23 protein-coding genes are annotated in these 23421 nt (G+C 65.6%); 12 read left to right on the forward strand and 11 right to left on the reverse strand.

From position 1 onward, the window contains the following. Positions 1-86: 86 nt before the first annotated feature. Genes PHA8399_RS16770 through PHA8399_RS16780 form a run of 3 tightly spaced genes read right to left on the reverse strand, consistent with a single transcriptional unit; the run spans position 87 to position 2348 of the window. Entirely contained in the window at positions 87-1406 is a 1320-nt protein-coding gene (locus PHA8399_RS16770) for an MATE family efflux transporter (protein WP_058287239.1), read from the reverse strand. Between the two features lie 4 nt (positions 1407-1410). Beyond that, positions 1411-1929, reverse strand: a complete 519-nt coding sequence (locus PHA8399_RS16775; RefSeq protein WP_058287240.1) for a PaaI family thioesterase — start codon at positions 1927-1929, stop codon at positions 1411-1413. Further along, entirely contained in the window at positions 1926-2348 is a 423-nt protein-coding gene (locus PHA8399_RS16780; protein WP_058287241.1) for a PaaI family thioesterase, read from the reverse strand. Before PHA8399_RS16780 ends, PHA8399_RS16775 begins: the two co-directional genes overlap by 4 nt. 124 nt (positions 2349-2472) lie before the next feature. On the opposite strand from PHA8399_RS16780, the gene PHA8399_RS16785 reads away from it, so the two are divergent. The 9 genes from PHA8399_RS16785 to PHA8399_RS16825 all read left to right on the forward strand — a co-directional run bounded on the left by PHA8399_RS16785 (position 2473) and on the right by PHA8399_RS16825 (position 11780). Then, complete coding sequence (locus PHA8399_RS16785; RefSeq protein ID WP_058287242.1) at positions 2473-2841, forward strand: MerR family transcriptional regulator; 369 nt, start codon at positions 2473-2475, stop codon at positions 2839-2841. Positions 2842-3245: 404 nt separating this feature from the next. Next, positions 3246-3647: a MerR family transcriptional regulator gene (locus PHA8399_RS16790; protein ID WP_008553284.1), complete on the forward strand. Its 402-nt coding sequence runs from the start codon at positions 3246-3248 to the stop codon at positions 3645-3647. A gap of 74 nt (positions 3648-3721) precedes the next feature. Continuing rightward, positions 3722-5503, forward strand: a complete 1782-nt coding sequence (locus PHA8399_RS16795) for an acyl-CoA dehydrogenase C-terminal domain-containing protein (RefSeq protein WP_058287243.1) — start codon at positions 3722-3724, stop codon at positions 5501-5503. Between the two features lie 73 nt (positions 5504-5576). After that, entirely contained in the window at positions 5577-5789 is a 213-nt protein-coding gene (locus tag PHA8399_RS16800; RefSeq protein ID WP_058287244.1) for a hypothetical protein, read from the forward strand. Between the two features lie 26 nt (positions 5790-5815). Further along, complete coding sequence (locus PHA8399_RS16805; RefSeq protein ID WP_058287245.1) at positions 5816-6964, forward strand: acyl-CoA dehydrogenase family protein; 1149 nt, start codon at positions 5816-5818, stop codon at positions 6962-6964. Positions 6965-7242: 278 nt separating this feature from the next. Beyond that, a complete protein-coding gene (locus PHA8399_RS16810) occupies positions 7243-7875 on the forward strand; it encodes a glutathione S-transferase family protein (RefSeq protein WP_058287246.1) in 633 nt (210 codons plus the stop codon). 10 nt (positions 7876-7885) lie between these two features. Beyond that, entirely contained in the window at positions 7886-9097 is a 1212-nt protein-coding gene (locus PHA8399_RS16815) for an acetyl-CoA C-acetyltransferase (protein WP_058287247.1), read from the forward strand. Continuing rightward, positions 9097-9582 carry a cupin domain-containing protein gene (locus PHA8399_RS16820; protein WP_058287248.1) on the forward strand — a complete coding sequence of 162 codons (486 nt, stop codon included), beginning with the start codon at positions 9097-9099 and terminating at the stop codon, positions 9580-9582. The genes PHA8399_RS16815 and PHA8399_RS16820 overlap by 1 nt, the downstream gene beginning before the upstream one ends. Further along, the gene (locus tag PHA8399_RS16825; RefSeq protein ID WP_058287249.1) at positions 9579-11780 is read left to right on the forward strand and encodes a 3-hydroxyacyl-CoA dehydrogenase NAD-binding domain-containing protein; all 2202 of its coding nucleotides are present in this window, start codon (positions 9579-9581) and stop codon (positions 11778-11780) included. Before PHA8399_RS16820 ends, PHA8399_RS16825 begins: the two co-directional genes overlap by 4 nt. A 72-nt stretch (positions 11781-11852) precedes the next feature. Here the strand turns inward: PHA8399_RS16825 and PHA8399_RS16830 are convergent, their stop codons facing one another. The 3 genes from PHA8399_RS16830 to PHA8399_RS16840 form a co-directional block, all read right to left on the reverse strand. Beyond that, positions 11853-12533: a Hint domain-containing protein gene (locus tag PHA8399_RS16830; RefSeq protein ID WP_058287250.1), complete on the reverse strand. Its 681-nt coding sequence runs from the start codon at positions 12531-12533 to the stop codon at positions 11853-11855. 180 nt (positions 12534-12713) lie between these two features. Then, positions 12714-13379 carry a sulfotransferase family 2 domain-containing protein gene (locus PHA8399_RS16835; RefSeq protein WP_058287251.1) on the reverse strand — a complete coding sequence of 222 codons (666 nt, stop codon included), beginning with the start codon at positions 13377-13379 and terminating at the stop codon, positions 12714-12716. Positions 13380-13592: 213 nt separating this feature from the next. Further along, positions 13593-14516, reverse strand: coding sequence for a DMT family transporter (locus tag PHA8399_RS16840; protein ID WP_058287252.1), 924 nt, complete (start codon positions 14514-14516; stop codon positions 13593-13595). A gap of 76 nt (positions 14517-14592) precedes the next feature. Between PHA8399_RS16840 and PHA8399_RS16845 the strand changes: the two genes are divergently transcribed. The 3 genes from PHA8399_RS16845 to PHA8399_RS16855 all read left to right on the forward strand — a co-directional run bounded on the left by PHA8399_RS16845 (position 14593) and on the right by PHA8399_RS16855 (position 18259). Next, the gene (locus PHA8399_RS16845; protein ID WP_058287253.1) at positions 14593-16221 is read left to right on the forward strand and encodes an AMP-binding protein; all 1629 of its coding nucleotides are present in this window, start codon (positions 14593-14595) and stop codon (positions 16219-16221) included. Positions 16222-16324: 103 nt separating this feature from the next. Beyond that, positions 16325-17335, forward strand: coding sequence for a hypothetical protein (locus PHA8399_RS16850; protein ID WP_058287254.1), 1011 nt, complete (start codon positions 16325-16327; stop codon positions 17333-17335). A 111-nt stretch (positions 17336-17446) separates the two neighbouring features. Next, positions 17447-18259 carry a class I SAM-dependent methyltransferase gene (locus PHA8399_RS16855; RefSeq protein WP_058287255.1) on the forward strand — a complete coding sequence of 271 codons (813 nt, stop codon included), beginning with the start codon at positions 17447-17449 and terminating at the stop codon, positions 18257-18259. Positions 18260-18355: 96 nt separating this feature from the next. On the opposite strand, the gene PHA8399_RS16860 is transcribed toward PHA8399_RS16855, so the two are convergent. The 5 genes from PHA8399_RS16860 to PHA8399_RS16880 form a co-directional block, all read right to left on the reverse strand. After that, a complete protein-coding gene (locus PHA8399_RS16860; RefSeq protein ID WP_058287256.1) occupies positions 18356-19546 on the reverse strand; it encodes an SPOR domain-containing protein in 1191 nt (396 codons plus the stop codon). Between the two features lie 179 nt (positions 19547-19725). Continuing rightward, a complete protein-coding gene (upp, locus tag PHA8399_RS16865; RefSeq protein ID WP_008557887.1) occupies positions 19726-20358 on the reverse strand; it encodes a uracil phosphoribosyltransferase in 633 nt (210 codons plus the stop codon). 75 nt (positions 20359-20433) lie between these two features. After that, a complete protein-coding gene (locus PHA8399_RS16870; protein WP_058287257.1) occupies positions 20434-21645 on the reverse strand; it encodes a phosphopentomutase in 1212 nt (403 codons plus the stop codon). Then, the gene (locus tag PHA8399_RS16875) at positions 21645-22949 is read right to left on the reverse strand and encodes a thymidine phosphorylase (RefSeq protein ID WP_058287258.1); all 1305 of its coding nucleotides are present in this window, start codon (positions 22947-22949) and stop codon (positions 21645-21647) included. Before PHA8399_RS16875 ends, PHA8399_RS16870 begins: the two co-directional genes overlap by 1 nt. Then, positions 22949-23341 carry a cytidine deaminase gene (locus PHA8399_RS16880; protein ID WP_058287259.1) on the reverse strand — a complete coding sequence of 131 codons (393 nt, stop codon included), beginning with the start codon at positions 23339-23341 and terminating at the stop codon, positions 22949-22951. Before PHA8399_RS16880 ends, PHA8399_RS16875 begins: the two co-directional genes overlap by 1 nt. Between the last annotated feature and the right edge of the window lie 80 nt (positions 23342-23421).

Below are 23421 nucleotides of genomic sequence, written 5' to 3' on the forward strand. Positions count from 1 at the left end.
AAAAATCCTGCGAGGATTTTTTGGCGCGGAGCGCCTGTTTTCCGCGCCGGAAAACGGGCCGGAATTCCCGCGGAATTCCGGGCGGCTCAGGTGCCCACCTGCGCCTCCAGCCGCGGATAGCGCAGGCCCAGGGTCACCCCGCGGGCGATGTTCAGCACCATCAGCGACGCCCAGAGCCCGTGATTGCCGAACACCGGCACCAGCACCAGCAGCGCCAGCACGTAGACGCCCACCGCCTGCACCATCGCCCGGCGCATCTCGCGGGTCCAGGTGGCGCCGATATAGATGCCGTCAAACATGTAGCTCGCCACACTCAGCACCGGCGCCAGCACCACCCACAGCAAATAGGCACGGCCCGCGTCGCGCACCTCGGGCGCGGTGGCCATCAGGTCGATCACCGCAGGTCCGGCCAGGGCAAACCCCGCCCCCAGCAGCAGCGCGCCGCCGGTGCTCCATTGCGCGGCAATCACCGCTGCCCGGCGCAGCCGGGCGCGGGCGCGGGCGCCGACCGCCCCGCCCACCAGCGCTTCGGCGGCAAAGGCAAAGCCGTCGAGCGCAAAGGCGGTGACCGACAGGAACTGCAGCAGGATCTGGTTGGCGGCCAGGTTCACGTCGCCGACGCCGGAGCTGATGAACAGGAAGGTGGTGAAAGACCCCGTCAGCAGCACCGAGCGCACCATGATGTCGCCATTCACCCGCACCATCCGCTTGAGCCGCGCCGCGTCAAACACCCGCGCCCAGTCGCGCCACTGCTCGCCCGCAAAGGCATCGCGGCACAGGTACAGCCCCAGCGCCAGCCCGGTCCATTCGGCAATCAGCGTGGCCAGGGCGACACCTTCGACGCCCCAGCCGAAGCCCAGCACGAACCACAGGTCCAGCACGATGTTCAGCCCGTTCATCCAGACCTGCAGCAGAAACACGCCGCGGGTGCGCTCCACCGCGATCAGCCAGCCGGTCACGGCATAAAGCGCAATGGTGGCGGGCGCGCCCCAGATGCGGATTTCCAGATAGGCGCGGGCCAGGCTTTCGACCTCGGGACTGGCAGGCGCCAGCGCAAAGGCGCCCCAGAACACTCCCGCTTGGGTGATGACAAAGACAGCCCCTGCGGCAAAACCCAGAAGCAGCCCGCGCATCAGCAGGGCGCCGGTTTCGGCCCAGTCCCCGGCCCCGCGCGCCTGAGCGGCCATGCCGGTGGTGCCCATGCGCAGGAAACCAAAAATCCAGTACACCGCCGCCAGGATCGCCGCGCCAATGCCGACGGCGCCGATCGGTGCGGCCTGCCCCATCTGGCCGACCACGCCGGTGTCTACGGCGCCCAGGATCGGCACGGTGGCATTGGACAGGACAATCGGCAAGGCGATCCTGAGCACCCGGGTGTGGGTGATCCCGGTGTCGGCGCTGGTCATGAAATCAGCCTTCGCCGTTCGCGTCCTGCGGCATCAGGAAGTGGCCGGTGGCCTGGGCAAACAGCTTGTCCTTGTGGTCCTGCCAGGCCTCCACATGCACCGAGGCGTAGCGGCGGCCGGAGCGGTTCACCCGCGCCCGGGCATAGGCGTCGCGCGGCAGGCCGGAGCGCAGGTAGTCGACGGTAAAGTCGATGGTCTTGGGCTGGCGCGGCAGGTTGCCCTTGGCCATCTCGGCCGGGTCCAGATCGCCGGATTCGATGCGCGGCCACAGAAACGACCAGTTGAGCGTGATCATCGCCGTGATCTCCAGAAACGCCGCGGTCACGCCGCCGTGGATGGCCGGCAGAAACGGGTTGCCGATCAGCTTGTCCTCGAAATTCAGCTGCGCCGTCAGCTCATCGCCGCGTCGGTCGAAGGTCACGTTCAGAAAACGGATGTAGGGCACCGAATCCACCAGCGCCGACAGCGCGGCATCGCGGCGCTGCTTGACCACCTGGATCGGTTCGGGACGGGGGCGGCTCAAAACTTCTTCTCCACGGTAAAGGCGCCTGCGGCGGTGGCGACGGGGCGGTCCGCGTCCTCGTCCATCGCCACGGCGCGGACAAAGGCGACGGAGCGGGTGATGTGGTGGCAGGTGGCGCGGGTGGTGATTGTCTGTCCCGGCGTGGCAGGGCGCATGTAGTCGATGCGCAGGTCGATGGTGGCGGTGCCGCCGGGGGCCGAGGGGTGGCTCATCACCGCCGCGCCGCAGCATGTGTCCATCAGGGCTGAGACCGCGCCGCCGTGAATCACCCCGGTCGCCGGGTCGCCGATCAGCTTTTCGTCATAGGCCATCCGGATCTCTGCGGTGCCGTCGCCGATCTCTGTCAGCTTCATGCCCAGTTGCTTGGCATGGGGAATGGCTTCGATGAACTGGCGTGCGAGCTGGGTCTTGTCGGCCATGGGGCTGTCCCTTTGAAATCTCTGCCCTATCTTTGGCCGCGGCCCGGCGAAAGCGCAAGTGTGCCGCCACGGAGGTTGCACTGTTCGCTGCAAGTGCATAGGTTCCCGCCAAGGGAGAAGACGGATGACCGACAACAAATTGTCATTCAAGGAAATGTGCGCTGAGTTCGACGTGACTCCGCGGACGCTGCGCTATTATGAATACATCGAATTGCTGCAGCCGGACCGTGAGGGCCGCTCGCGCTATTACGGTGCGCGGGAGCGTGCCCGGATGAAGCTGATCCTGCGCGGGCGCAAGTTCGGCTTTCAGCTGGAAGAGATCCGCCAGTGGCTGCTGATCTATGAGGAAGAGGGCAACGACGCCCAGAACCATGCCTTTATGGAAATGGCCGACCGCCAGCTAGGGGAGCTGGAAAAGCAGCGCGAACAGATCAACGAAGCCATCGAAGAGCTGAGCGCCCTGCGCGCCAGCACCAAGGCACTGCTGAAGTAGCCCCCGCGGCGCCGGCGCACTGGCGCTGCGCTGTCTGGCAAGGTGCAGCAAACCTGCCAGCCGCCTCTGATTTCTTGAAAACTTTTCAGCCGCCACGCGCCTGCGCGCGGGTGCAGCCCTGCCACTATCCTGGCGGGGCGGCCCGGTGTGCCGCGCGGTGCCGCCCGCGGCTTGCGGGACTCCGGATCAGCAGATTCGCCCCTTGCGCCCCGCCGGCCGCCGGGGCGCGCGGCCTGATGCCCACTCTCCAGAACATTACGTTACGTCAATATATGTTCGTTTTGCGAACTACTGCCGCGTTCAAAGTGACGCAACGTACAACTTACGTAAACGTAAAGTCAGTCTTGATCGAAACGCGAACTGCGACCAGCTTGGTGCTGCACCAAGCCGTAAGAGTGACGACGATGACCGAAGAAACCATGACCATCCGCGAGATGTGCGAGGCCTTTGACGTGACGCCCCGCACCCTGCGGTTCTACGAAGCCAAGGAACTGCTGTTCCCGATCCGCGACGGCCAGAAGCGGCTGTTCACCAAGCGCGACCGGGCCCGCCTGAAGCTGATTCTGCGCGGCAAGCGGTTCGGGTTCAGCCTGGAGGAAATCCGCCAGCTGCTGGATCTGTACCATGTCGGCGACCAGCAGGTGACGCAGCTGACCAAGACATTCGAGATTGCCAAGGACCGGCTCGACGACATGGAGCGCCAGCGCGAGGAGCTGACCGAGGCCATCGAGGATCTGAAAGACCAGCTCGCCTGGGGTGAAAAGATGATCGCCTCAATGCGGGCCCAGAAAAAGGCTGCCGAATAAGCAGCCGCCCTGCCCCATCTGCCGGCCTGCCCGGCACCTGATCAAGTCCAACAAGACCCCCGAAGAGGACCCTAATGCCTTCTTATACAGCCCCCGCAAAAGACGCCCAGTTTATTCTGCATGATGTCCTGAAGGTCTCGGCCCAGGATATCCCCGGCTACCCCGAACTGGAGCCGGATTTCACCGGCGCCGTGCTGGAGGAAGCAGGCAAGATCGCCAGCGAAGTGCTGCACCCGCTGAACGTGGTGGGCGACCAGGAGGGCTGCCGTCTGGAAAACGGCGTGGTCTACACCCCCAAAGGGTTCAAGGACGCCTTTGAGCAGGTCAAGGAAGGCGGCTGGCCGGGCATCGACATGCCGGAAGAGTTCGGCGGCCAGAACATGCCTTATGTAATCGGCACCGCTGTGGGCGAGTTCTTCTCGGCCGCCAACCAGGCCTTCACCATGTATCAGGGCCTGACCCATGGCGCGGCCTCGGCGATCCTGGCGCATGGCACCGACGAGCAGAAGGCAACTTATCTGCCGAATATGGTCAGCTGCCAGTGGACCGGCACCATGAACCTGACCGAACCGCATTGCGGCACCGACCTGGGCCTGATGCGCACCAAGGCGGAACCGCAGGATGACGGCAGCTTCCGCATCTCCGGCCAGAAGATCTTCATCTCCTCCGGCGATCACGACATGGCGGAAAACATTGTGCACCTGGTGCTGGCCAAGATCCCCGGCGGCCCCGAGGGCATCAAGGGTGTGTCCCTGTTCATCGTGCCGAAGTTCCTGGTGAACGCGGACGGCTCCGTGGGTGAGCGCAACGGCGTTTCGGTCGGCAAGATCGAAGAGAAGATGGGCATCCACGGCAACTCCACCTGCGTGATGAACTATGACGGCGCGGTTGGCTGGCTCTTGGGCGAAGAGCACAAGGGCATGCGCGCAATGTTCACCATGATGAACGAAGCCCGCGTGGGCGTCGGCATGCAGGGTCTGGCGCAGGCCGACGCCGCCTATCAGAACGCGCTGGAATACGCCAAGGACCGGCTGCAGGGCCGCGACGTGACCGGTGCCAAGAACCCGGACGGCCCGGCCGATCCGCTGATCGTGCACCCCGACATCCGCCGCTCGCTGATGGATCAGAAAAGCTTTGCCGAGGGCGCGCGCGCGTTCCTGCTGTGGGGCGCCACCCTGATCGACCAGGCGCACCGCGCCGGCGACAAGGATGCCGACGGCCTGATCTCGCTGATGACGCCGGTGATCAAGGGCTTCCTGACCGACCAGGGCTATGACATGACCGTGCAGGCGCAGCAGGTCTATGGCGGCCATGGCTACATCGAGGAATGGGGCATGTCGCAATACACCCGCGACGCCCGCATCGCGATGATCTACGAGGGCGCAAACGGCGTGCAGGCGCTGGACCTGGTGGGCCGCAAGCTGGGCCAGCACGGCGGCAAATACGTTCTGGCGTTCTTCGACATGGTGAAGAGCTTCTGCCAGGAAAACAAAGACGTCTCGGACGATTTCACCAAGGACTTCATCAAGCCCCTGCAGGCGGCCTCCAAGGATCTGCAGGCGGCCGGCATGTTCTTCATGCAAAGCGGCATGAAGGACCCCAATCAGGCGCTGGCGGGTTCTTATGACTTCATGCACCTGTTCGGCCACGTGTGCCTGGGCCTGATGTGGGCCCGGATGGGCAAGGCGGCGCAGGAAGCGCTTGACGCGGGGGCCGGTGACGCGGCGTTCTATGAGACGAAACTCGCTACCGGCCGGTACTATATGGCACGGCGGCTGCCCGCGACCAAACTGCACCTGGCCCGCATCGAAAGCGGCGCGGAGACAGTGATGGCGCTGGACGCAGACGCCTTCTGACGCCTGAGGGCGCCCCATCGCGGGGCGCCCGATACAGCCCCGGCCGGTGCCTTGACATGCAAAGGACCCGCATATGCCGAAACGCTTCCGCCTGACACGCCGCTTCCCCGTCGCAATGACCGAGGACGGCTACCGCAAGCTCAGGAAATTTGCCCGGGAGGCGGGGCTGGACGAGGGAGAAGCGCTGTCATTCCTGTTCGAGCATTTCGACAGTGTGACAGACCAAGAAAACCTGACCCACCGGCTGCGGCTGTTCAACGCCGAGCTGGAGGCGCGCAAGAAGTAGGCCCGACCGCGGCCAAGGGGAGAGAAATGACCACCACGCAGTCCGCATGGATGACGGAAGAGCACCAGATGCTTGCCGAAATGACGGCCCAGTTCATCACCAATGAATGGGCGCCCAAATTCGAGACCTGGCGCAAGCAGGGCATGATGGACCGCGGGACCTGGCAAGAGGCCGGCGAGCTGGGCCTGCTGTGCCCCTCGGTGCCCGAGGCCTACGGCGGCGCGGGCGGCGATTTCGGCCATGAGGCGGTGATCCTGATGGAAGGCAGCCGCGCCAATCTGGCCAGCTGGGGCCACGGCATCCATTCGGGCATCGTGGCGCATTACATCCTGGCCTACGGCACCGAAGAGCAGAAACAGCGCTGGCTGCCGAAGATGGTGACCGGCGAGCTGGTCGGCGCGCTGGCGATGACCGAGCCTTCGACCGGCTCCGACGTGCAGGCGATCAAGACCAAGGCGGTAAAGGACGGCAACGCCTACCGGCTGTCGGGGCAAAAGACCTTCATCACCAACGGCCAGCACGCCAACCTGATCCTGGTCGCCGCCAAGACCGACCCTTCGGCAGGTGCCAAGGGCGTGTCGCTGGTGGCGGTGGAAACCGACGGCGCCGCGGGCTTCAGCCGCGGCCGCAACCTCGACAAGATCGGCTGCCATGCGGCGGACACCTCGGAGCTGTTCTTCAGCGATGTGGAGATACCGCCGGAAAACATCCTGGGCGGCGTTGAGGGTCAGGGGTTCTACCAGATGATGCAGCAGCTGCCGCAGGAGCGGCTGATCATCGCCTGCGGCGCGGTCGGCGCAATGGAAGGCGCGGTGGAGCGCACCGTGGCCTACTGCAAGGAGCGCGAGGCCTTTGGCGGCCCGCTCCTGCAATTCCAGAACACCCGCTTCAAGCTGGCCGAATGCCTGACCAAGACCAAGGTTGCGCGCGCCTTCCTCGACGAATGCATCGCCGAGCACCTGGAGGGCCAGCTGACCGTCGAGAAGGCGGCGATGGCGAAATACTGGATCACCGACACCCAAGGCGAGGTGCTGGACGAATGCCTGCAGCTGCACGGCGGCTATGGCTACATGCAGGAATATGCGGTGGGCGAAATGTGGGCCGATGCCCGGGTGCAGCGGATCTATGGCGGCACCAACGAGATCATGAAGGAGCTAATTGCGCGGTCGCTGTAGGCGCAGGGGCCGCGGCGGCGACGCGGGAGGCCGATGATGGATTTTGAGTATTTGGGGAAAGATGAAGCACGGGCAGTGTCCCTGCCCCCAAGCCTTCGCCAAATGGGCAGGGACGTCTTCACCTTTCACGGCCATCGGCTCTCCAGCCTGTACCGCAGGACCAGGGTAGCACGCCGCGCGCAGACGCGGGTTAATGCCCCATCATCTTTCCAAAAATACTCCACGGGGGCGCGGGGGTGTGAAACCCCCGCTCCGCCAGCAGACACAGGGAGCAACATATGACACTCAAACTGCATTGCTTCGGCGAAAGCGGCCATTCCTACAAGGCGGCCCTGGCGCTGGAGCTGTCGGGCCTCGCCTGGGAGCCGGTTTTTGTCGATTTCTTCGGCGGCGCGCACCGCAGCGACGACTACCGCGGCCTCAACGTGATGGCGGAGGCGCCGGTGCTGGTGGACGGTGATGTGCGGTTGTCACAGTCCGGGGTGATCCAGCAGTATATCAGCGACAAGACCGGCAAGTTCGCAGGCCGCCCGGAGGACAAGTACGAAGTCCTGCGCTGGATCCTGTGGGACAACCACAAACTGTCCAGCCAGGCCGGCATGACCCGCTTCCTGATGAATTTCATCCCCGAGGACAAGCGCCCGCAGGAGGTGATCACCTTCATGCAAGGAAGGCTGAAGGCTGCCTTCAGCACCCTGAACACCCATTTGCAGGGCCGTGAGTGGATCGTGGGCGATGGTCTCACCAACGCCGATCTGACCTGCTGCGGCTACCTGTTTTACCCGGAGCCTTTTGGCTTCGACCGGGCCGATTGGCCCCATATCGACGCCTGGCTGGACCGCATCAGCGCCCTGCCCGGCTGGAAACACCCCTATGACTTGATGCCCGGCAACCCGTCGGACCGGGCCTGAGGAGAGCACGATGACAGACGCATATATCTACGACGCGCTGCGCACCCCGCGCGGCAAGGGACGCAAGGACGGCTCCTTGCATGAGGTGACCTCGGTCCGCCTGTCCGCCCTGACGCTGAACGCGATCAAGGAGCGCAACAACTTGGAAGGCCATGCGGTCGAGGACGTGATCTGGGGCAACGTGACCCAGGTTATGGAACAGGGCGGCTGCCTGGCGCGCTCTGCCGTGCTGGCCTCGGACCTGGATGAGCGCATTCCGGGCCTCGCCATCAACCGTTTCTGCGCCTCCGGCATGGAAGCGGTGAACCTGGCGGCGAACCAGGTGAAGGGCGGCGCGGGCGATGCCTATATCGCGGGCGGCGTGGAGATGATGGGCCGGGTGGCCATGGGCAGCGACGGCGCGGCAATTGCGGTTGATCCGAGCCTCGCGATGGAAACCTATTTCGTGCCGCAGGGCATCTCCGCCGACATCATCGCAACCGAGTACGGCTTTACCCGCGACCAGGCCGATGCGCTGGCGATGGAATCGCAGCGCCGTGCCGCCAAGGCGTGGGAAGAGAAACGGTTCGAGAAGTCGGTGATCACCGTCAAGGACCAGAACGGCCTGCCGATCCTGAGCCATGACGAATACATGCGCCCCGGCACCGACATGCAGACGCTCGGCTCGCTGAACCCTGCGTTCCAGATGATGGGCGAGCAGATGCCGGGCTTTGACAAGGTCGCCATGCTGAAATACCCGCACCTGGAGCGGATCAACCACATCCACCACGCGGGCAACTCCTCTGGCATCGTCGACGGCGCGGCGGCGCTGCTGATCGGCAACAAGGCGTTCGGCGAGAAGCACGGCCTGAAGCCGCGCGCGCGGATCAAGGCCACCGCCAAGATCGGCACCGATCCGACCATCATGCTGACCGGCCCGGTGCCGGTGACCGAGAAGATCCTGGCCGACAACGGCATGACCATCGGCGACATTGACCTGTTTGAGGTGAACGAGGCCTTTGCCTCTGTCGTGATGCGCTTCCAGCAGGCGTTTGACGTCGATCCGGAACTGGTGAACGTCAACGGCGGCTCCATCGCCATGGGCCACCCGCTGGGCGCCACCGGCGCGATCATTATCGGCACCCTGCTGGATGAGCTGGAGCGTCAGGACAAGCAAACCGGCCTCGCCACCCTGTGCATCGCCTCGGGCATGGGCGCAGCAACGATCATCGAGCGGGTCTGATGCCGAAGCTGGACCTATCCCAACTGCCCTGGCGGACCGGATCGGGTTACCCCGGCAAGCTGGCGGAGGCCTGCAAGGGCCGCAGCGTGCAGCCGCTGGGGGATCCGGGCGGGCTCAGCCAGTTCGGCGTCAACATCGTGCGGCTGGAGCCCGGCGCGATGTCGTCGCTGCGCCATTACCATATGGAGCAGGACGAGTTCGTGATGGTGACCGAGGGCAGCTGCACCCTGATCGACGATCAGGGTGCGCATGAAATGCAGCCCGGCGATTGCGCCGCCTTTCCGGCGGGCGAGGAGAACGGCCACCACCTGGTGAACCGTTCGGACAAGCCCGCGGCGTTTCTGGTGGTAGGGACCCGCACTTCGACCGAGACCGGCTATTACAGCGATTTGGACATGATGGTGAAATTTGCCGAAGGGCAGTTCACCTTCACCCGTAAGGACGGCAGCCCGCTGACGGCTGACCAGACTGGAGAAGATACATGAGCGATTTCAAATACAACGTGGACGCAGACGGCGTCGCAATCATCACCTGGGACGCCGAAGGCAAGTCCATGAACGTCCTCACCCGCGAGGCCTTTGGCCTGGTGGAGGAATACGTGGACCGGGCGCTGGCGGACGAGGCCGTCAAGGGCATCGTGATCACCAGCGGCAAGAAGGACTTTGCCGGCGGCATGGACCTCAATGTGCTGGCCACCATCCGCGAGGAGTCGGGCGAGAACCCGGCCCAGGGCCTGTTCGACTTCACCATGAGCGGCCACCGCATCCTGCGCAAGCTGGAGCTGGCGGGCATGGACCCCAAGACCAAGAAGGGCGGCAAGCCGGTGGCCTGTGCGATCAACGGCACCTGCGCCGGCATCGGCACCGAGATTGCGCTGGCCTGCCATCACCGGGTGATGACCGATAACCCGAAGGCCAAGATCGGCCTGCCGGAAATCATGATCGGCATCTTCCCCGGCGGCGGCGGCACCACGCGGTACTCCCGCATGGTGGGCGCGATGGCGGCGGCTCCGGTGCTGCTGGAAGGCAAGATGATGGACCCGAAGAAGGCCAAAGGCGCGCAGCTGATCGACGCCGTGGCCGCGGATCCGCTGGCCGCGGCCAAGGAGTGGGTGCTGAACGCCAAGGACGCCGATCTGGTCAAGCCTTGGGATGCCAAGGGCTACAAGATGCCGGGCGGCGCACCCTATCACCCCGCTGGCTTCATGACCTTTGTTGGCGCCTCCGCGATGGTGCATGGCAAGACCCAGGGCGCCTTCCCGGCGGCCAAAGCGCTGCTGTCCTCAATCTATGAGGGCGCGCTGGTCGATTTCGACACCGCGCTGAAGATCGAAGCGCGCTGGTTCACGAATGTGCTGATGAACCCGTCGTCCTCGGCGATGATCCGCAGCCTGTTCCTGAACAAGCAGGCGCTGGAAAAAGGCGCGGTGCGGCCCGCCGGCGTGCCGGACCAGTCGGTGAAGAAGATCGGCGTGCTGGGTGCCGGCATGATGGGTGCGGGTATTGCGCTGGTCTCGGCCCAGGCGGGCATGGAAGTGGTTCTGATCGACCGCGACCAGGACGCCGCCGACAAGGGCAAGGCTTATTCCGCGGCCTACATGGACGCCGGCATCAAGCGCGGCAAGGCGACCGAGGAAAAGAAAGAGGCTCTGCTGGCGCAGATCACCGCGACTCCGGACCTGGACTCTCTGAAGGGCTGCGACCTGATCATCGAGGCGGTGTTCGAGGATCCGGGTGTCAAGGCCGAGATGACCCAAAAGGTCGAGGCGGTCATCCCTGAAGACTGCATCTTTGCCTCCAACACCTCCACCCTGCCGATCACCGAGCTGGCCAAGGCCTCCAGCCGTCCGGAGCAGTTCATCGGCATCCACTTCTTCTCGCCGGTCGAGAAGATGTTCCTGGTGGAGATCATCAAGGGCAAGGAAACCGGCGACCGCGCGGTGGCCAAGGCGCTGGACTATGTGCGCCAGATCCGCAAGACGCCGATCGTGGTCAACGATGCGCGCTTCTTCTACGCCAACCGCTGCATCATCCCCTACATCAACGAAGGCATGCGGATGATCACCGAGGGCGTCAGCCCGGTGCTGATCGACAACGCCGCGCGGCAGCTGGGCTTCCCGGTCGGGCCGGTGCAGCTGACCGATGAGACCTCGATTGATCTGGGCGCCAAGATTGCCCGGGCCACCAAGGCGGCGATGGGCGATGCCTATCCGGAAAGCCCGGCGGATGACCTGATCTTCTGGATGGAGGACCAGGGCCGTCTGGGGCGCAAGGCCAATGCCGGCTTCTTCGAGTATGACGACAAGGGCAAGCGCGCCGGATACTGGAAGGGCCTGCAGGAGAAATACCCGCTGGCCGCTGAGCAGCCCGATCTGATCGAGGTGCAGGAACGGCTGATGTTCGCGCAGGTGCTGGAAGCGGTGCGGGCGCTGGAGGAAGGCGTGCTGATGGACATCCGCGAGGGTGACGTGGGCGCGATCCTGGCCTGGGGCTTCGCGCCCTGGTCGGGCGGGCCGCTCAGCTGGCTCGACATCCTGGGCACGCCCTATGCCGCCGAGCGCTGCGACAGCCTGACGGAGAAGTTCGGCGAGCGCTTCTCCTGCCCGGCGCTGCTGCGCGAGATGGCGGAGAAGGGCCAGAGCTTCTACACCCGTTTCGCCCCGGAAAAATCCGCGGCGGCCTGACGGCAGATCTGAAAATCAAAAACGGCCGGGGTTTTCCCCGGCCGTTTTTTTGTTTCGTCCAGCTGCCGCGGCTCAGCTCAGCGGTGGCTGATACTCCGCCCCGGCCAATGCGGCAGCGGGGGCGGTCCAGTGCTCATCCTCGGCCATCAGCGACAGCACAAGCCCGCGCGCCTCTTCCGGCGGCAGCACCCTGTAGGCGCTTTCCTCCTGATAGACCCGGCCGCACATCAGGTCGCGCGGGGCAGCGGAAAATCCCAGCATCCCGGCCTCCAGATAAATCACCTGATCCTGGGCAAACCGCGGCGTGACCAGATCCAGCTGCGCGCCCGGATGCATCCGGCGGATGCCGCGGTAGCCCTCCAGCGCGCAGGCCGGCACCACCGCAAAGGGGTCGCCCAGGGCGTCCTCCACCAGCTCGCTCTCCAGCAGCACGCCCTGATCCGGCATCAGCCACAAGGGCACCCGGTTCATCAGCGCATCACGCGGCACCAGCAGCGGGCAGCGGGCCGGTTCCAGCTCACCCTCGCCCGGCAGAATGGTTTCGCGCTGCAGTTCCACGATGGTCTGCATCCCGTGATCGAAGGTCAGCACCTTGTCGCCCGCCATCAGCGCCTCCACCGGGCGCCAGCCCAGGCTGGAGGCCACATGGGTGCCCGCCAGAAAACCGCCCTGCCCCACGGGAATCAGGGGAAACCCGCTGTTCATGGCCCGCCCCATCGGGGTTTGCGAGCGTTTCAGAAGCCAGTCCAGCATCCGCGTTCCTTTCCTGCGGCCCGGGCAGCGCGCCCGTTCGGCCCGTTCCGGATCTGCCTTCACCCGCGGCGGCAACAGCACGCAAACGCGGCAAAATCCGGTCAATGTTCACGTCCCTGCGCCAATCTGCCTGCGCCCCCAGGATTGATCCCGGGCCGGCAGATCCGGCGCTGTTTCCTGTCATTGGGATAGGAGAGAATCGTTAAAAGAGTATTCAAATTGCGCGATATCCTGCGCGCAGGCTTTGGCCACCGCCTCCGCCGCGGCCGTGTCGTAATAGGGCCGCCAGTCCCGCTGCCGCCCGCTTTCATTGACCCGGGGCAGCTCCAGCGAAAACCCGAGATGGTCAAACAGCGGCCGGGCATCGGTTTGAAACCGCTCCAGCCGGATATAAAGCTGGCACTGCTCCGCCCCGTCGGCATGGCGCATGTAGGAGACCGCGGGGCTGGCCCGGAAAGCGTTGATGACCTGCGGATGCTGCACAAAGGCGCGGAACGCCAGGCTCTGCGCCAGGGCGACGGCGGGATGATCGAAGTTCTGCGTCCGCAGCCAGTGGTAATAGCTCACCGCCCGGTCCCAGGGATTGCGCACCAGGGTGAAAGCAAACAGGCCGCGCAATTGTTCCTGCGGCAGCAGCCCGTCGATATCGGCCAGGGTGGAGTGCTTCCACAGCCGTCCGCGCGCCTGTGCTCCCTTCAGGCGGCGGCGGCGCTTCAGCGCCTTGGGGGTGTCGCCCAGCATCATGTCATCCGCCATCGCACGCGCCTCCAGCGCCAGCGCCAGCGCGGTGCCGCCGGTCTTGGGGATATGAATAAAGACGTATTGGCGGCCTTGCGACAGGATCATGCGCCGACCCTAGGATATTGATCCGCACATGGAAATGCAGATCTGCACCTTGCGGTGCAGGCCTCCGGCGGGAGTATTTGGGGAAAGATGAAAGCGCCGCGCGCCCCGCCCTTTCACCTTTGCGCAAATACTCCGGGGTGAATTGGCCCCGTAGGGCCAAGAGGGGCAGCGCCCCTCTTCCAACATTAACCTGCGGGGCAGCGCCCCTCTCTTTTATCTTGAGCGCAGCGCGATGGTGGTCCCGGCGGTGATGATCAGCGCGATCCCCAGCATCTGCCAGATGTTCAGCGTCTGCCCCCAATAGGCCCAAGCAACGCCGGGGCCGACGATCATCACTGAATACTCAAAGACCGCGACATAAGACGCCTCGCCCAGTTGATAGGCCTTGGTGATCAGGAACACGCCGCCGACCGCGGCGCAGCCCTGCAGCAGGATCAGGTGGGAGATCTCCCACAGCGGCCAAACCCAGCCGCGGGTGACAAAGCCATCCGCACCCGCGGGCACGGCCTGCGGCCAGATCTCCAGCCCCGCCAGCAGCATCGCGCCCAGCAGCCCCTGCACCAGCAGGTAGACAAACAGCATCGCCACCGTGCTTTCGCCCTGGCAGTAAAGCCCTGTCGCCAGGGAGCCGAGCGCATAGAACAGCCCGCCCGCCACCGGCACCAGGATCAACCAGTCAAAGGCTGCCGGGTCCGGCTGCAGCACCATCAGGACGCCGGCAAAGCCGCACAGCACCGCGGCAATCCGGATCCAGCCGATCCGCATCCTCAGGAAAAGGACGGAGATCACCACGATCAGGATCGGCGAGGTGAACAGCCCCGCCAGCGCCTGGGCAATCGGCATCAGCGCCACCGCGGAGAAGTAGAACACCATCGACACCGCCACCAGCACCGCCCTGAGCAGCACCGCGCCAAAGTTCCGGGGGCTGAGCCCGCCCAGCCCGGCGCGCGCCATCAGCCACAGGAACGGCAGCGCGACAAATGTGCGCAGCAGGTAGAACTGGCCCAGCCCGATGGTCTCCGCCAGCAGCGGCACCGCATTATCGGTAATGCCGATAATCAGCATGGCGGCCAGCATGCACTGGGCGGCAGCGGCCTGGCTGCCGCCTTCATGGCTGAGGGTTGCTGTTTGTTTCATACCCTTCCCATTGCCCGCAACTTTCCGCAATATCTGTCCCCTAAGCGACACCAAAGTGATTCAGGGGAGGAAACTGATGGGGTGGATGGCGGATGAAACCGGTCTGGAGAAGACCGCCGCAAATTATGTGCCGCTGACGCCGCTGTCGCATCTGCAGCGGGCGGCGCAGGTGTTTCCGGACCATCTGGCGGTCAGCTATGGCAAGCACCGCAAAACCTATGCCGAGTATCATGAGCGCTGCACCCGCCTGGCCTCCGGCCTGGCAACGCTGGGGGTGAAGCCCGGCGATGTGGTCGCGACCTTGCTGCCGAACATCCCCGCTCAGGCGGAGGCGCATTTCGGCGTGCCGGCCTGCGGTGCGGTGCTGAACACCATCAACACCCGGCTGGACGTGGGCACGGTCGCCTATATCTTTGAGCATGGCGGGGCCAAGGCGGTGCTGGTCGATCCGCAGTTCCTGGAGCTGGCAGAGGCCGCCGTCGAGGAAATGGAAGGCCCTGCCCCGGTCCTGGTCGAGGTGGCCGACGACCAGGCAACCTGGCACGCCACCGGCCGCCATATGGAATACGAGGCGCTGCTGGCCAGCGGCGATCCGGAGTTTCAATGGATCATGCCCGAAGACGAATGGGAGAGCCTGGCGCTGAACTACACCTCCGGCACCACCGGGCGGCCCAAGGGCGTGGTCTATCACCACCGCGGCGCCTATCTGATGACCATGGGCACGGTGGTGTCCTGGCGGATGGTGCTGCATCCGGTCTATCTGACCATCGTGCCGCTGTTCCACTGCAATGGCTGGAACCACACCTGGATGATGCCGCTGATCGGCGGCACCCTGGTCTGCTGCCGCGATATCAGCGCGCAGAACATCTACAACGCCATCCATTACGAGGGCGTCACCCATTTCGGCGGCGCGCCGATCGTGCTGAACATGCTGGTCAACGCGCTGGACGAGGAACGCCGCACCTTCGGCCACACGGTGGAGGTCTTCACCGCGGGCGCCCCGCCTGCCCCGGCGACACTGTCGAAGATCGAAAACCTCGGCTTTAACATCACCCATGTCTACGGGCTGACCGAAACCTTCGGCCATGTCACCGAATGCTACTGGAAGGCGGGGGAATGGGACGGGCTGGACAAGGCGGGCATTGCCGCCAAGAAATCCCGCCAGGGTGTTGCCATGCCGATGCTGGAGCCGGTGGTGGTGCGCGACAGCGAGCACAACGTGCTGCCGATGGATGGCCAGAGCCAGGGCGAAATTGCGCTGCGCGGCAATGTGGTGATGAAAGGGTACCTCAAGAACCCGGAGGCCACGGCCGAGGCCTTCAAGGGCGGCTATTTCAACTCCGGCGACCTCGCGGTGCAGCACCCCGACGGCTATATCCAGATTGCGGACCGCGCCAAGGACATCATCATCTCCGGCGGCGAGAACATCTCCTCTGTCGAGGTGGAGGGCGTGCTGATGGCGCATCCGGATGTGCTGCTGGCCGCGGTCGCGGCGATGCCGGATGAGAAATGGGGCGAGGTACCTTGCGCCTTTGTCGAGCTGAAGCCGGGCGCCAGCACCGACGAGGCGGCGCTGATCGCCTTCTCGCGCGAGACGCTGGCCGGCTTCAAGGCGCCGAAGAAAGTGGTGTTTCAGGAGCTGCCCAAAACCTCGACCGGCAAGATCCAGAAGTTCGAGCTGAGAAAAATCGCAAAGAACCTGTAATTTCCGGCTGTGAAGGCGATCCGGGGCGGCAAAGCAAATTGCCGCCCCTGTTTTATGTGATTATTCTGGCGGCAATGATAATCACGGGGGCCGGGCGGGCTGCATGACGGCATTAAAGGAATTCGAGCGGCTGGAGGCTGCGGGCTTGTGGCGCGCAGATCCGGAGGCGCAGCGGCGGGATGTGATCATCTCGCTGGGCGATGCGACGCTGACGATTGCCAGCATGAACGACCGGCCGCTGGCGCATTGGTCGCTGGCGGCGGTGGAGCGTGCCAATCCAGGAGAATTCCCTGCCCTGTTCCACCCCGATGGCGACCCCGGCGAGACGCTGGAAATCGCCGAGGACGAAACCGCCATGCTGGAGGCGATTTCCCGGGTGCAGAACGCCATCGGCCGCTCCCGCGCGCGGCCCGGGCGGCTGCGGGCGGTCAGCATCCTGGGCATGCTGGCGCTGGTGATAGCGCTGCTGGTGCTGTGGCTGCCCGGCGCCGTCACCCGCCACGCGGTCAGCGTGGTGCCTGAGATCAAGCGCAAGGCCATCGGCCAGGCGCTTTTGGGGCGGATCGAGCGGGTCTCCGGCCCGGCCTGCGCCACACCTGAGGCGGCGCCGATCCTGAAGACCCTGGCACAGCGCACCGGGGTGCGGCAGCTGGCGGTCCTGCGCTCCGGTATTCCCGGCAGCCTGCATCTGCCCGGCGGCATCGTGCTGCTGAACCGCGCCTTTGTGGAGGATTTCGAGGATCCGGCGGTGGCGGCCGGCGCAATTCTGGCGGAACGCGCCCGCGCGGAGGCCAGCGACCCGATGTTTGAGCTGTTGGAGGCGGGCGGGGTTCTTGCCACCTTCAAACTGCTGACCACCGGCGATGTGGACCGCTCCACGCTGGACGCCTATGCCGAGGCCACCCTCGCCAGTCCGCGGCCTGCGCTTAGGGACCAGGTGCTGCTGGCGGAATTTGCGCGCGCCGCCCTGCCCTCCTCGCCTTATGCGTATGCGCTGGATATCACGGGTGAATCGGTTCTGGGGCTGATCGAAGCCGACCCGATGGCCGGCCGCGAGCTGGAGCCAGTGCTGAACGACCGCGACTGGGTGCAGCTGCAAAACATCTGCGGCTGATCCCGTCCTCGGCCCTCCGGCCCGCTGCCGAAACCCTGCCAATCGCCCAAATGCGCCGGATCTGCTAGGATCGTCAAATCTGCGCAAACGCGAGTTCAGGGGGGATGGGCCATGCCGGAGACTGCAGCCAGCTTTACGGGGGATATTCCGGGCTTTTACGACAGGGGCCTGGGGCCGGCTATTTTTTGTGACTATGCGGATGACCTGGCCGCACGGTGCCGCGGCCACAGCCCGCAAAACGTGCTGGAACTGGCGGCGGGAACCGGCATTGTCTCGCAACGGCTGAGGCGCAGTTTGCCGCCGGACTGCAAGCTGACTGTCACCGACCTGAATGAACCGATGCTGGCCCTGGCAGAGGCGAAACTGTCCGGCGCCGCCAATGTTACCCTGCAAGCCGCCGATGCGATGGCGCTGCCCTTCGACGATGGCAGCTTTGACCTGGTTGCCTGCCAGTTCGGGGTGATGTTCTTTCCCGACAAACCCGCCGCCTTCCGGGAAGCCGCGCGGGTGCTGAAGCCCGGCGGGCGGTATGTCTTCAGCGTCTGGGCGCCGATGGCGCAGAACCCGTTTGCCGAAATCGCCGACAGCGAGGCCGCCCGGTTTTTCCCGGATGATCCGCCGGGGTTCTACAAGGTTCCGTTCCATTACGGCGACCCCGAAGCGGTGAAGGCGGATCTGAATGGCGAGGACTGGGACGGCACCGGCCATGAAGAGGTTACGCTGGATAAGGCCCTGGATGATCCAGAGGCCTTTTCGGAAGCGCTGGTCTATGGCAACCCGTTGATCGAGGAAATCCGCAGCAGGGGCGGCGTGGATCCCGACGAGGTTGCAAGCGCCATTCTGGACGCCCTGCGCACCCGCCTGGGGCCGCCGCCGCTGCGGATGCCCCTGGCTGCCCATGTCTTTACCTGCCGGCGGCAGTAGCGCCCGGGTCCGGGCCGTCATCGGGCGGCACCCGGGCAGGCAATGGAAAAAGGCCGGGCAGCAGCCCGGCCTGTTCATCCGCTTGCCCGCAGGACGTTATTTGCTGAGCCGGGCGCCGTTGAAACCGGCTTGCTGCGCCTTGGCCAGCGCGGCGGCAGCCTGGCCCTCGTCCCGGTACGGTCCCGCTATCACAACCTTGTAGGGCTGACCCTTGCGGCTGACAGTTCCCAGACGCACCGGCAGCCCCGTTGCGGCCAGCTTGCGGGCCGCGGCGCGGGCCTGGTCCGCGTCTGCATAGGTCGCGGCCCGGACATAGCGCGGTGCCGCGGCGGCGTGGTCCGGTGCCTTTGCGCCCGGTGCCGAGCGGGTGGACAGGCGCAGCCCGGTTTCCTTTGCCTCAGCCGGGCTGCGGCGGGCGTTGCGCGGCAGTCTTACCGTGGGACGGTCCAGCGGCAGCTGCACCAGGCGGCGCGGCACCCCGTCGTTCCAGACCCGCGCCATCTGCGCGTCCCCCTGCGGCGAGCGCAGGCCGCGCATCGGGTTCAGGCGGCCGTCTTCGCGCTCAACCCTCAGATAGCCGGGCGGGACCTGGGCCGCGCCGGTTACCACCGCAGGCCGCACCGTGCGCACCGCGCGCTGCGGATTGAGGCGGCCGTCGGTCCAGACCGGCCGGTAGCCCGGGGGCACCTGGAAACTGTTGCTGAGGCGGCGGTCCTGGTAGATGTGGGTCTGCACCACCCGGGTATTCGGTGTCAGCGCCACGGAGGACTGCGGCACAGCGGCGGCGGGCACCGGGGCAGCTTGCACCACTTTCCTGACCGCGGGCGCAGGCGCAGCAGCGGCAGGCACCGGGCGGGCGCTGGCGGTTTGCGGTGTGCGGCGCGGTTTGGCGGTGGCCGCCACCTGGGGCGGCGGGCTGGCCGCAGGCGGTGCGGAAGCGCCCGGCGCGGGGTCTGCCGTCTGTGCGGGCTGCTGGCTGGGCTCCAGCGTGATCAGCTCCGGTGCTGCGGCGCGCGGCTGCTGCTGGGTGGTTCCGGCCAGCTGGGTCGGCTGGAAGCCGCAGATCTGCTTGCGCGAGCGCGTCACCTGCGGCACCCAGGTCACGTTGCCGTCAATGCCTGCCCGGATGTAGACGCAGCCGCGGCTGTCGACAAATTGCCGCCCGTCGTAGGAGGCCGGCGGATATTCGGCGGGCGGGCTGGTTGGGCGCAGGGTTTGTGCCTGTACCCCTGCTGCGCCTGAAGCCCCCGCGATGATGGCCAGTGCAATAATTCTAGTTATTTTCATTCCTGAGCCCCACAAAATATGGCTGCAGGATGCCTGACTCTGGCTTGTGAGTAAAGATTTTGCGGCAACAATACGGCTGCACCCGGGCAATTTTCGCGCCAATTGGAGCAAAGGGTTGCAGGGGCCGGGTCTGCCGGAAAGCGGCCAAGGCGCGCTGGGGCGCCTTGGCGCGGAGGCGGTTACTTGGTGCCGAACATCCGGTCGCCGGCATCGCCCAGGCCCGGCAGGATATAGCCCTTGGCATTGATTTCGCGGTCCAGCGACGCGGTGACGATCGGCACATCCGGGTGCGCCTCTTTCATCCGGGCAACGCCTTCGGGCGACGCCAGCAGGCACAGAAAGCGGATGTTGTTGGCGCCGGCTTCCTTCAGCAGGTCGACGGCCGCGGCAGAGCTGTTGCCGGTGGCCAGCATCGGGTCCACCGCGATCACCAGACGGTCCTTCAGCCCTTCGGGCGCCTTGAAGTAATACTGCACCGGCTCCAGGGTTTCCTCGTCGCGGTAAAGGCCGACAAAGCCGACGCGGGCCGAGGGGATCAGCTCCAGCACGCCGTCCAGCATGCCGTTGCCCGCCCGCAGGATCGACACCAGCGCCAGTTTCTTGCCGGCCAGGATCGGCGCCTCCATTTCCTCCATCGGGGTTTCGATGGTGGTGGTGGTCAGCGGCATCTCGCGGGTGATTTCATAGGCCAGAAGCTGGGTGATCTCGCGCAGCAGGCGGCGGAAGCCCGCGGTGGACGTGCCCTTGTCCCGCATCAGGGTCAGCTTGTGCTGCACAAGCGGGTGATCAACAACGGTCAGGTGGTCGGTCATGGGACACTCCTCAGATTTGGTTGCAGCGCTTTTACGGGCTTGGCCGCGGCAGGCAAGCGGGTTTTGACCATGAGGTCAAAGAAAACTTTTGCCCGGGCCTTGGGCCGGGACGTTCAGATGGGCCGCGACAGAGACGCCCACATCGGCGAATTTGACCTGCCCGATGGGGCCTGCGTCAAGCCCTGCGAACAGAACCGGCACCTGTTCACGCGTATGGTCGGAGCCGGGCCAGCTGGGATCGTTGCCGTGATCGGCAGTCAGCAGCAGCATGTCCCCCTTGCGCAGCTTGGGTAGCAGGCGGCCCAGTTCGGCGTCGAACCACTCCAGCGCCCGGGCGTAGCCGGAGATGTTGCGGGTGTGGCCGTAGAGGCTGTCGAACTCGACGAAGTTGGCGAATGTCAGGCTGCCGTCCTCCGCCGTCTCCACCGCGTCAAACAGATGCTCCATCAGCTTGGCATCAGAGCCTTTTTTCAGGGTGTCGATGCCGGACATGGTGAAGATGTCGCCGATTTTACCGATACCGTGAACCTTGCCGCCCGCGTCCTGCACCCAGTTGGTCAGCACAGGGGCTGGCGGGGTGATGGCATAATCGCGGCGGTTGGTGGTGCGGGTGAAGCCTTCTTCTGCCGAGCCGATGAAGGGGCGCGCAATGACCCGGCCCACCTTCATCGCGTGCAGCCGCGGGGCAATCGCTTCGCACAGCTTCAGCAGGCGGTCGAGGCCGAAAGTTTCTTCATGTGCGGCGATCTGAAACACACTGTCGGCGGAGGTGTAGCAGATCGGCTTGCCCGTCCGCATGTGTTCGGCGCCGAGGTCGCTGATGATCACCGTGCCGGAGGCGTGGCAGTTGCCGAGGATACCATCGGTGCCTGCCTGTTCCGCCACAAAGGCGCTCAGATCCTCAGGGAAGGAGGGCGCCTGATCGGGGAAGTAGTGCCAGTCCCAGGGCACCGGCAGGCCCGCCAGCTCCCAATGGCCTGAGGGCGTGTCCTTGCCGCGGCTGAGTTCGCGGGCGCAGCCCCAGCGGCCCTGGGGTTCGGCGTCCAGGCCCGGGAACGGCACCGAGGACGCCAGCCGCATCGCAGCGCCAAGGCCAAGCCGTTCCAGGTTCGGCACGTTCAGCGGGCCGCTGCGGCCCTCGTCCGCCTTGCCGGCGGCGCAGGCCTGGGCGATGTGGGCCAGCGTGTTGGCGCCAAGGTCCGGCAGGTCGCCGTTGAAGAAGGTCCCGGCATCCGGCGCGCCGCCGATGCCGGCGGAATCCATCACCACAAGGAAGGCACGGGGCATCAGCAGATCCTTTCGTGAACCAGCGGCGGCAGGGACCGGGGCGCTTCGCCGATGGAGATTGCCGCGAGAAAGGCCGCCTCCGCCGTCTCTGCCGCATCATCGCTGGCTGCGTGGATGCGGGCAAGGGTGTCCCCTGCCCCGACCTGCTGGCCCAGGCGGACAATGTCCGAAATCCCGACGCCCGGGTGGATGCGGTCGCTTTCCACCATGCGGCCGCCGCCTAGGGCGACAACCGCCAGGCCAAGCGCCTCGCCGTTCATGGCTGCGATATGCCCCGTTGAGGGCGCCTTGACCTCGCGGATGACTCCCGCGCCGGGCAGATGGTCTTGCCAGCTGCCGGCGAAATCCGCGGGCCCGCCCAGGGCGGTGATCATCCGGGCAAAGCGGTCAGCCGCGCGGCCATCTGCAAGGGTCGCGGCAATCTTGGCCGCGCCCTCCGCCGCATCTGCGGCGAGGCCCGCGTGGGCCAGCAGCTCGCCGCCCAGGATTGCGGTGATCTCTGCCAGCGGCCCGGACGCATCGCCGGTCAGCACCCGCATCACCTCCGCCACCTCCAGCGCGTTGCCAAGCGCGGGCGCCAGCGGCTGGTTCATGTCGGTGATCAGCGCCGAGGTGCGGCAGCCGGCGGCATTGGCGGTGTCGCACAGGGATTGCGCCAGCGCACGGGCCTCATCGGCGGTTTTCATAAAAGCGCCGGAGCCGATTTTCACGTCCAGAACCAGCGCGTCCGGGGACGCCGCGAGTTTCTTGGACAGGATTGAGGCGGTGATCAGATCGAGGCTTTCGACGGTGCCGGTCACGTCGCGGATCGCATAAAGCCGCTTGTCCGCAGGCGCGATCTGCGCGGTGGCGCCAACAATGGCGCAGCCGACGTCCTGCATCATGCCCCGCAGATGGTCTTCGCTGACGTTGATGGAGACGCCGGGAATGGCCTCCAGCTTGTCCAGCGTGCCGCCGGTATGGCCCAGCCCGCGGCCCGAAATCATGGGCACATAGGCACCGCAAGCCGCCAGCGCAGGCGCCAGCAGCAGCGAGACGCAATCGCCCACGCCGCCGGTGGAATGCTTGTCCAGCACCGGGCCGTCCAGATCCCACCTCAGCACATCGCCGGTGTCGCGCATCGCCAGCGTCAGCGCGCGGCGGCCCTCGACGCTGAGGCCCTGCAGGCAGACCGCCATGGCAAAGGCCCCGGCCTGCGCGTCCGAAACCGCGCCGCTGGCCAGGCCATCGGCAAACCAGCGCATATCCGCCTCGCCGGGGGTTTCGCCGCGCCGGAGCTTTGCATTGATGGCGCGGGCGTCCATCACTTGCGCTCCAAATGGTCCGTGTCAAAGGCGCCCGGCAGCAGCTCGCCAACGGTCGATTCCCGTTCGGCGCCATCGGTGGTGGCCATGGTCACCTTCACGTCATTGCCGGCGAATTCCTTGATCTTCTGGCGGCAGCCGCCGCAGGGCGGGATTGGCGAAGGGCAATCGGCAATCACATAGACCTCGGCCAATTCCGTCTCGCCCGCGGCCACCATCGCGGCGATGGCGCCCGCCTCAGCACAGGTGCCTTCGGGATAGGCCACGTTTTCGACGTTGCAGCCCACGTAGATCTGGCCGGAGGCGGAGCGCACGGCAGCGCCGACCTTGAATTTGGAATAAGGCGCGTGGGCGTTTTCCCGGACCGCGGCGGCGGCGTTTCTGAGGCTCATGGCGATTCCCCGTTTTTTGATCATCTGGTCAAGATGCCGCAGGATAGCGGAAACGGCCCCGGGAGCGAAAGCCCCCCGGG

The organism is Leisingera aquaemixtae, assembly GCF_001458395.1.
Taxonomy (GTDB): domain Bacteria; phylum Pseudomonadota; class Alphaproteobacteria; order Rhodobacterales; family Rhodobacteraceae; genus Leisingera; species Leisingera aquaemixtae.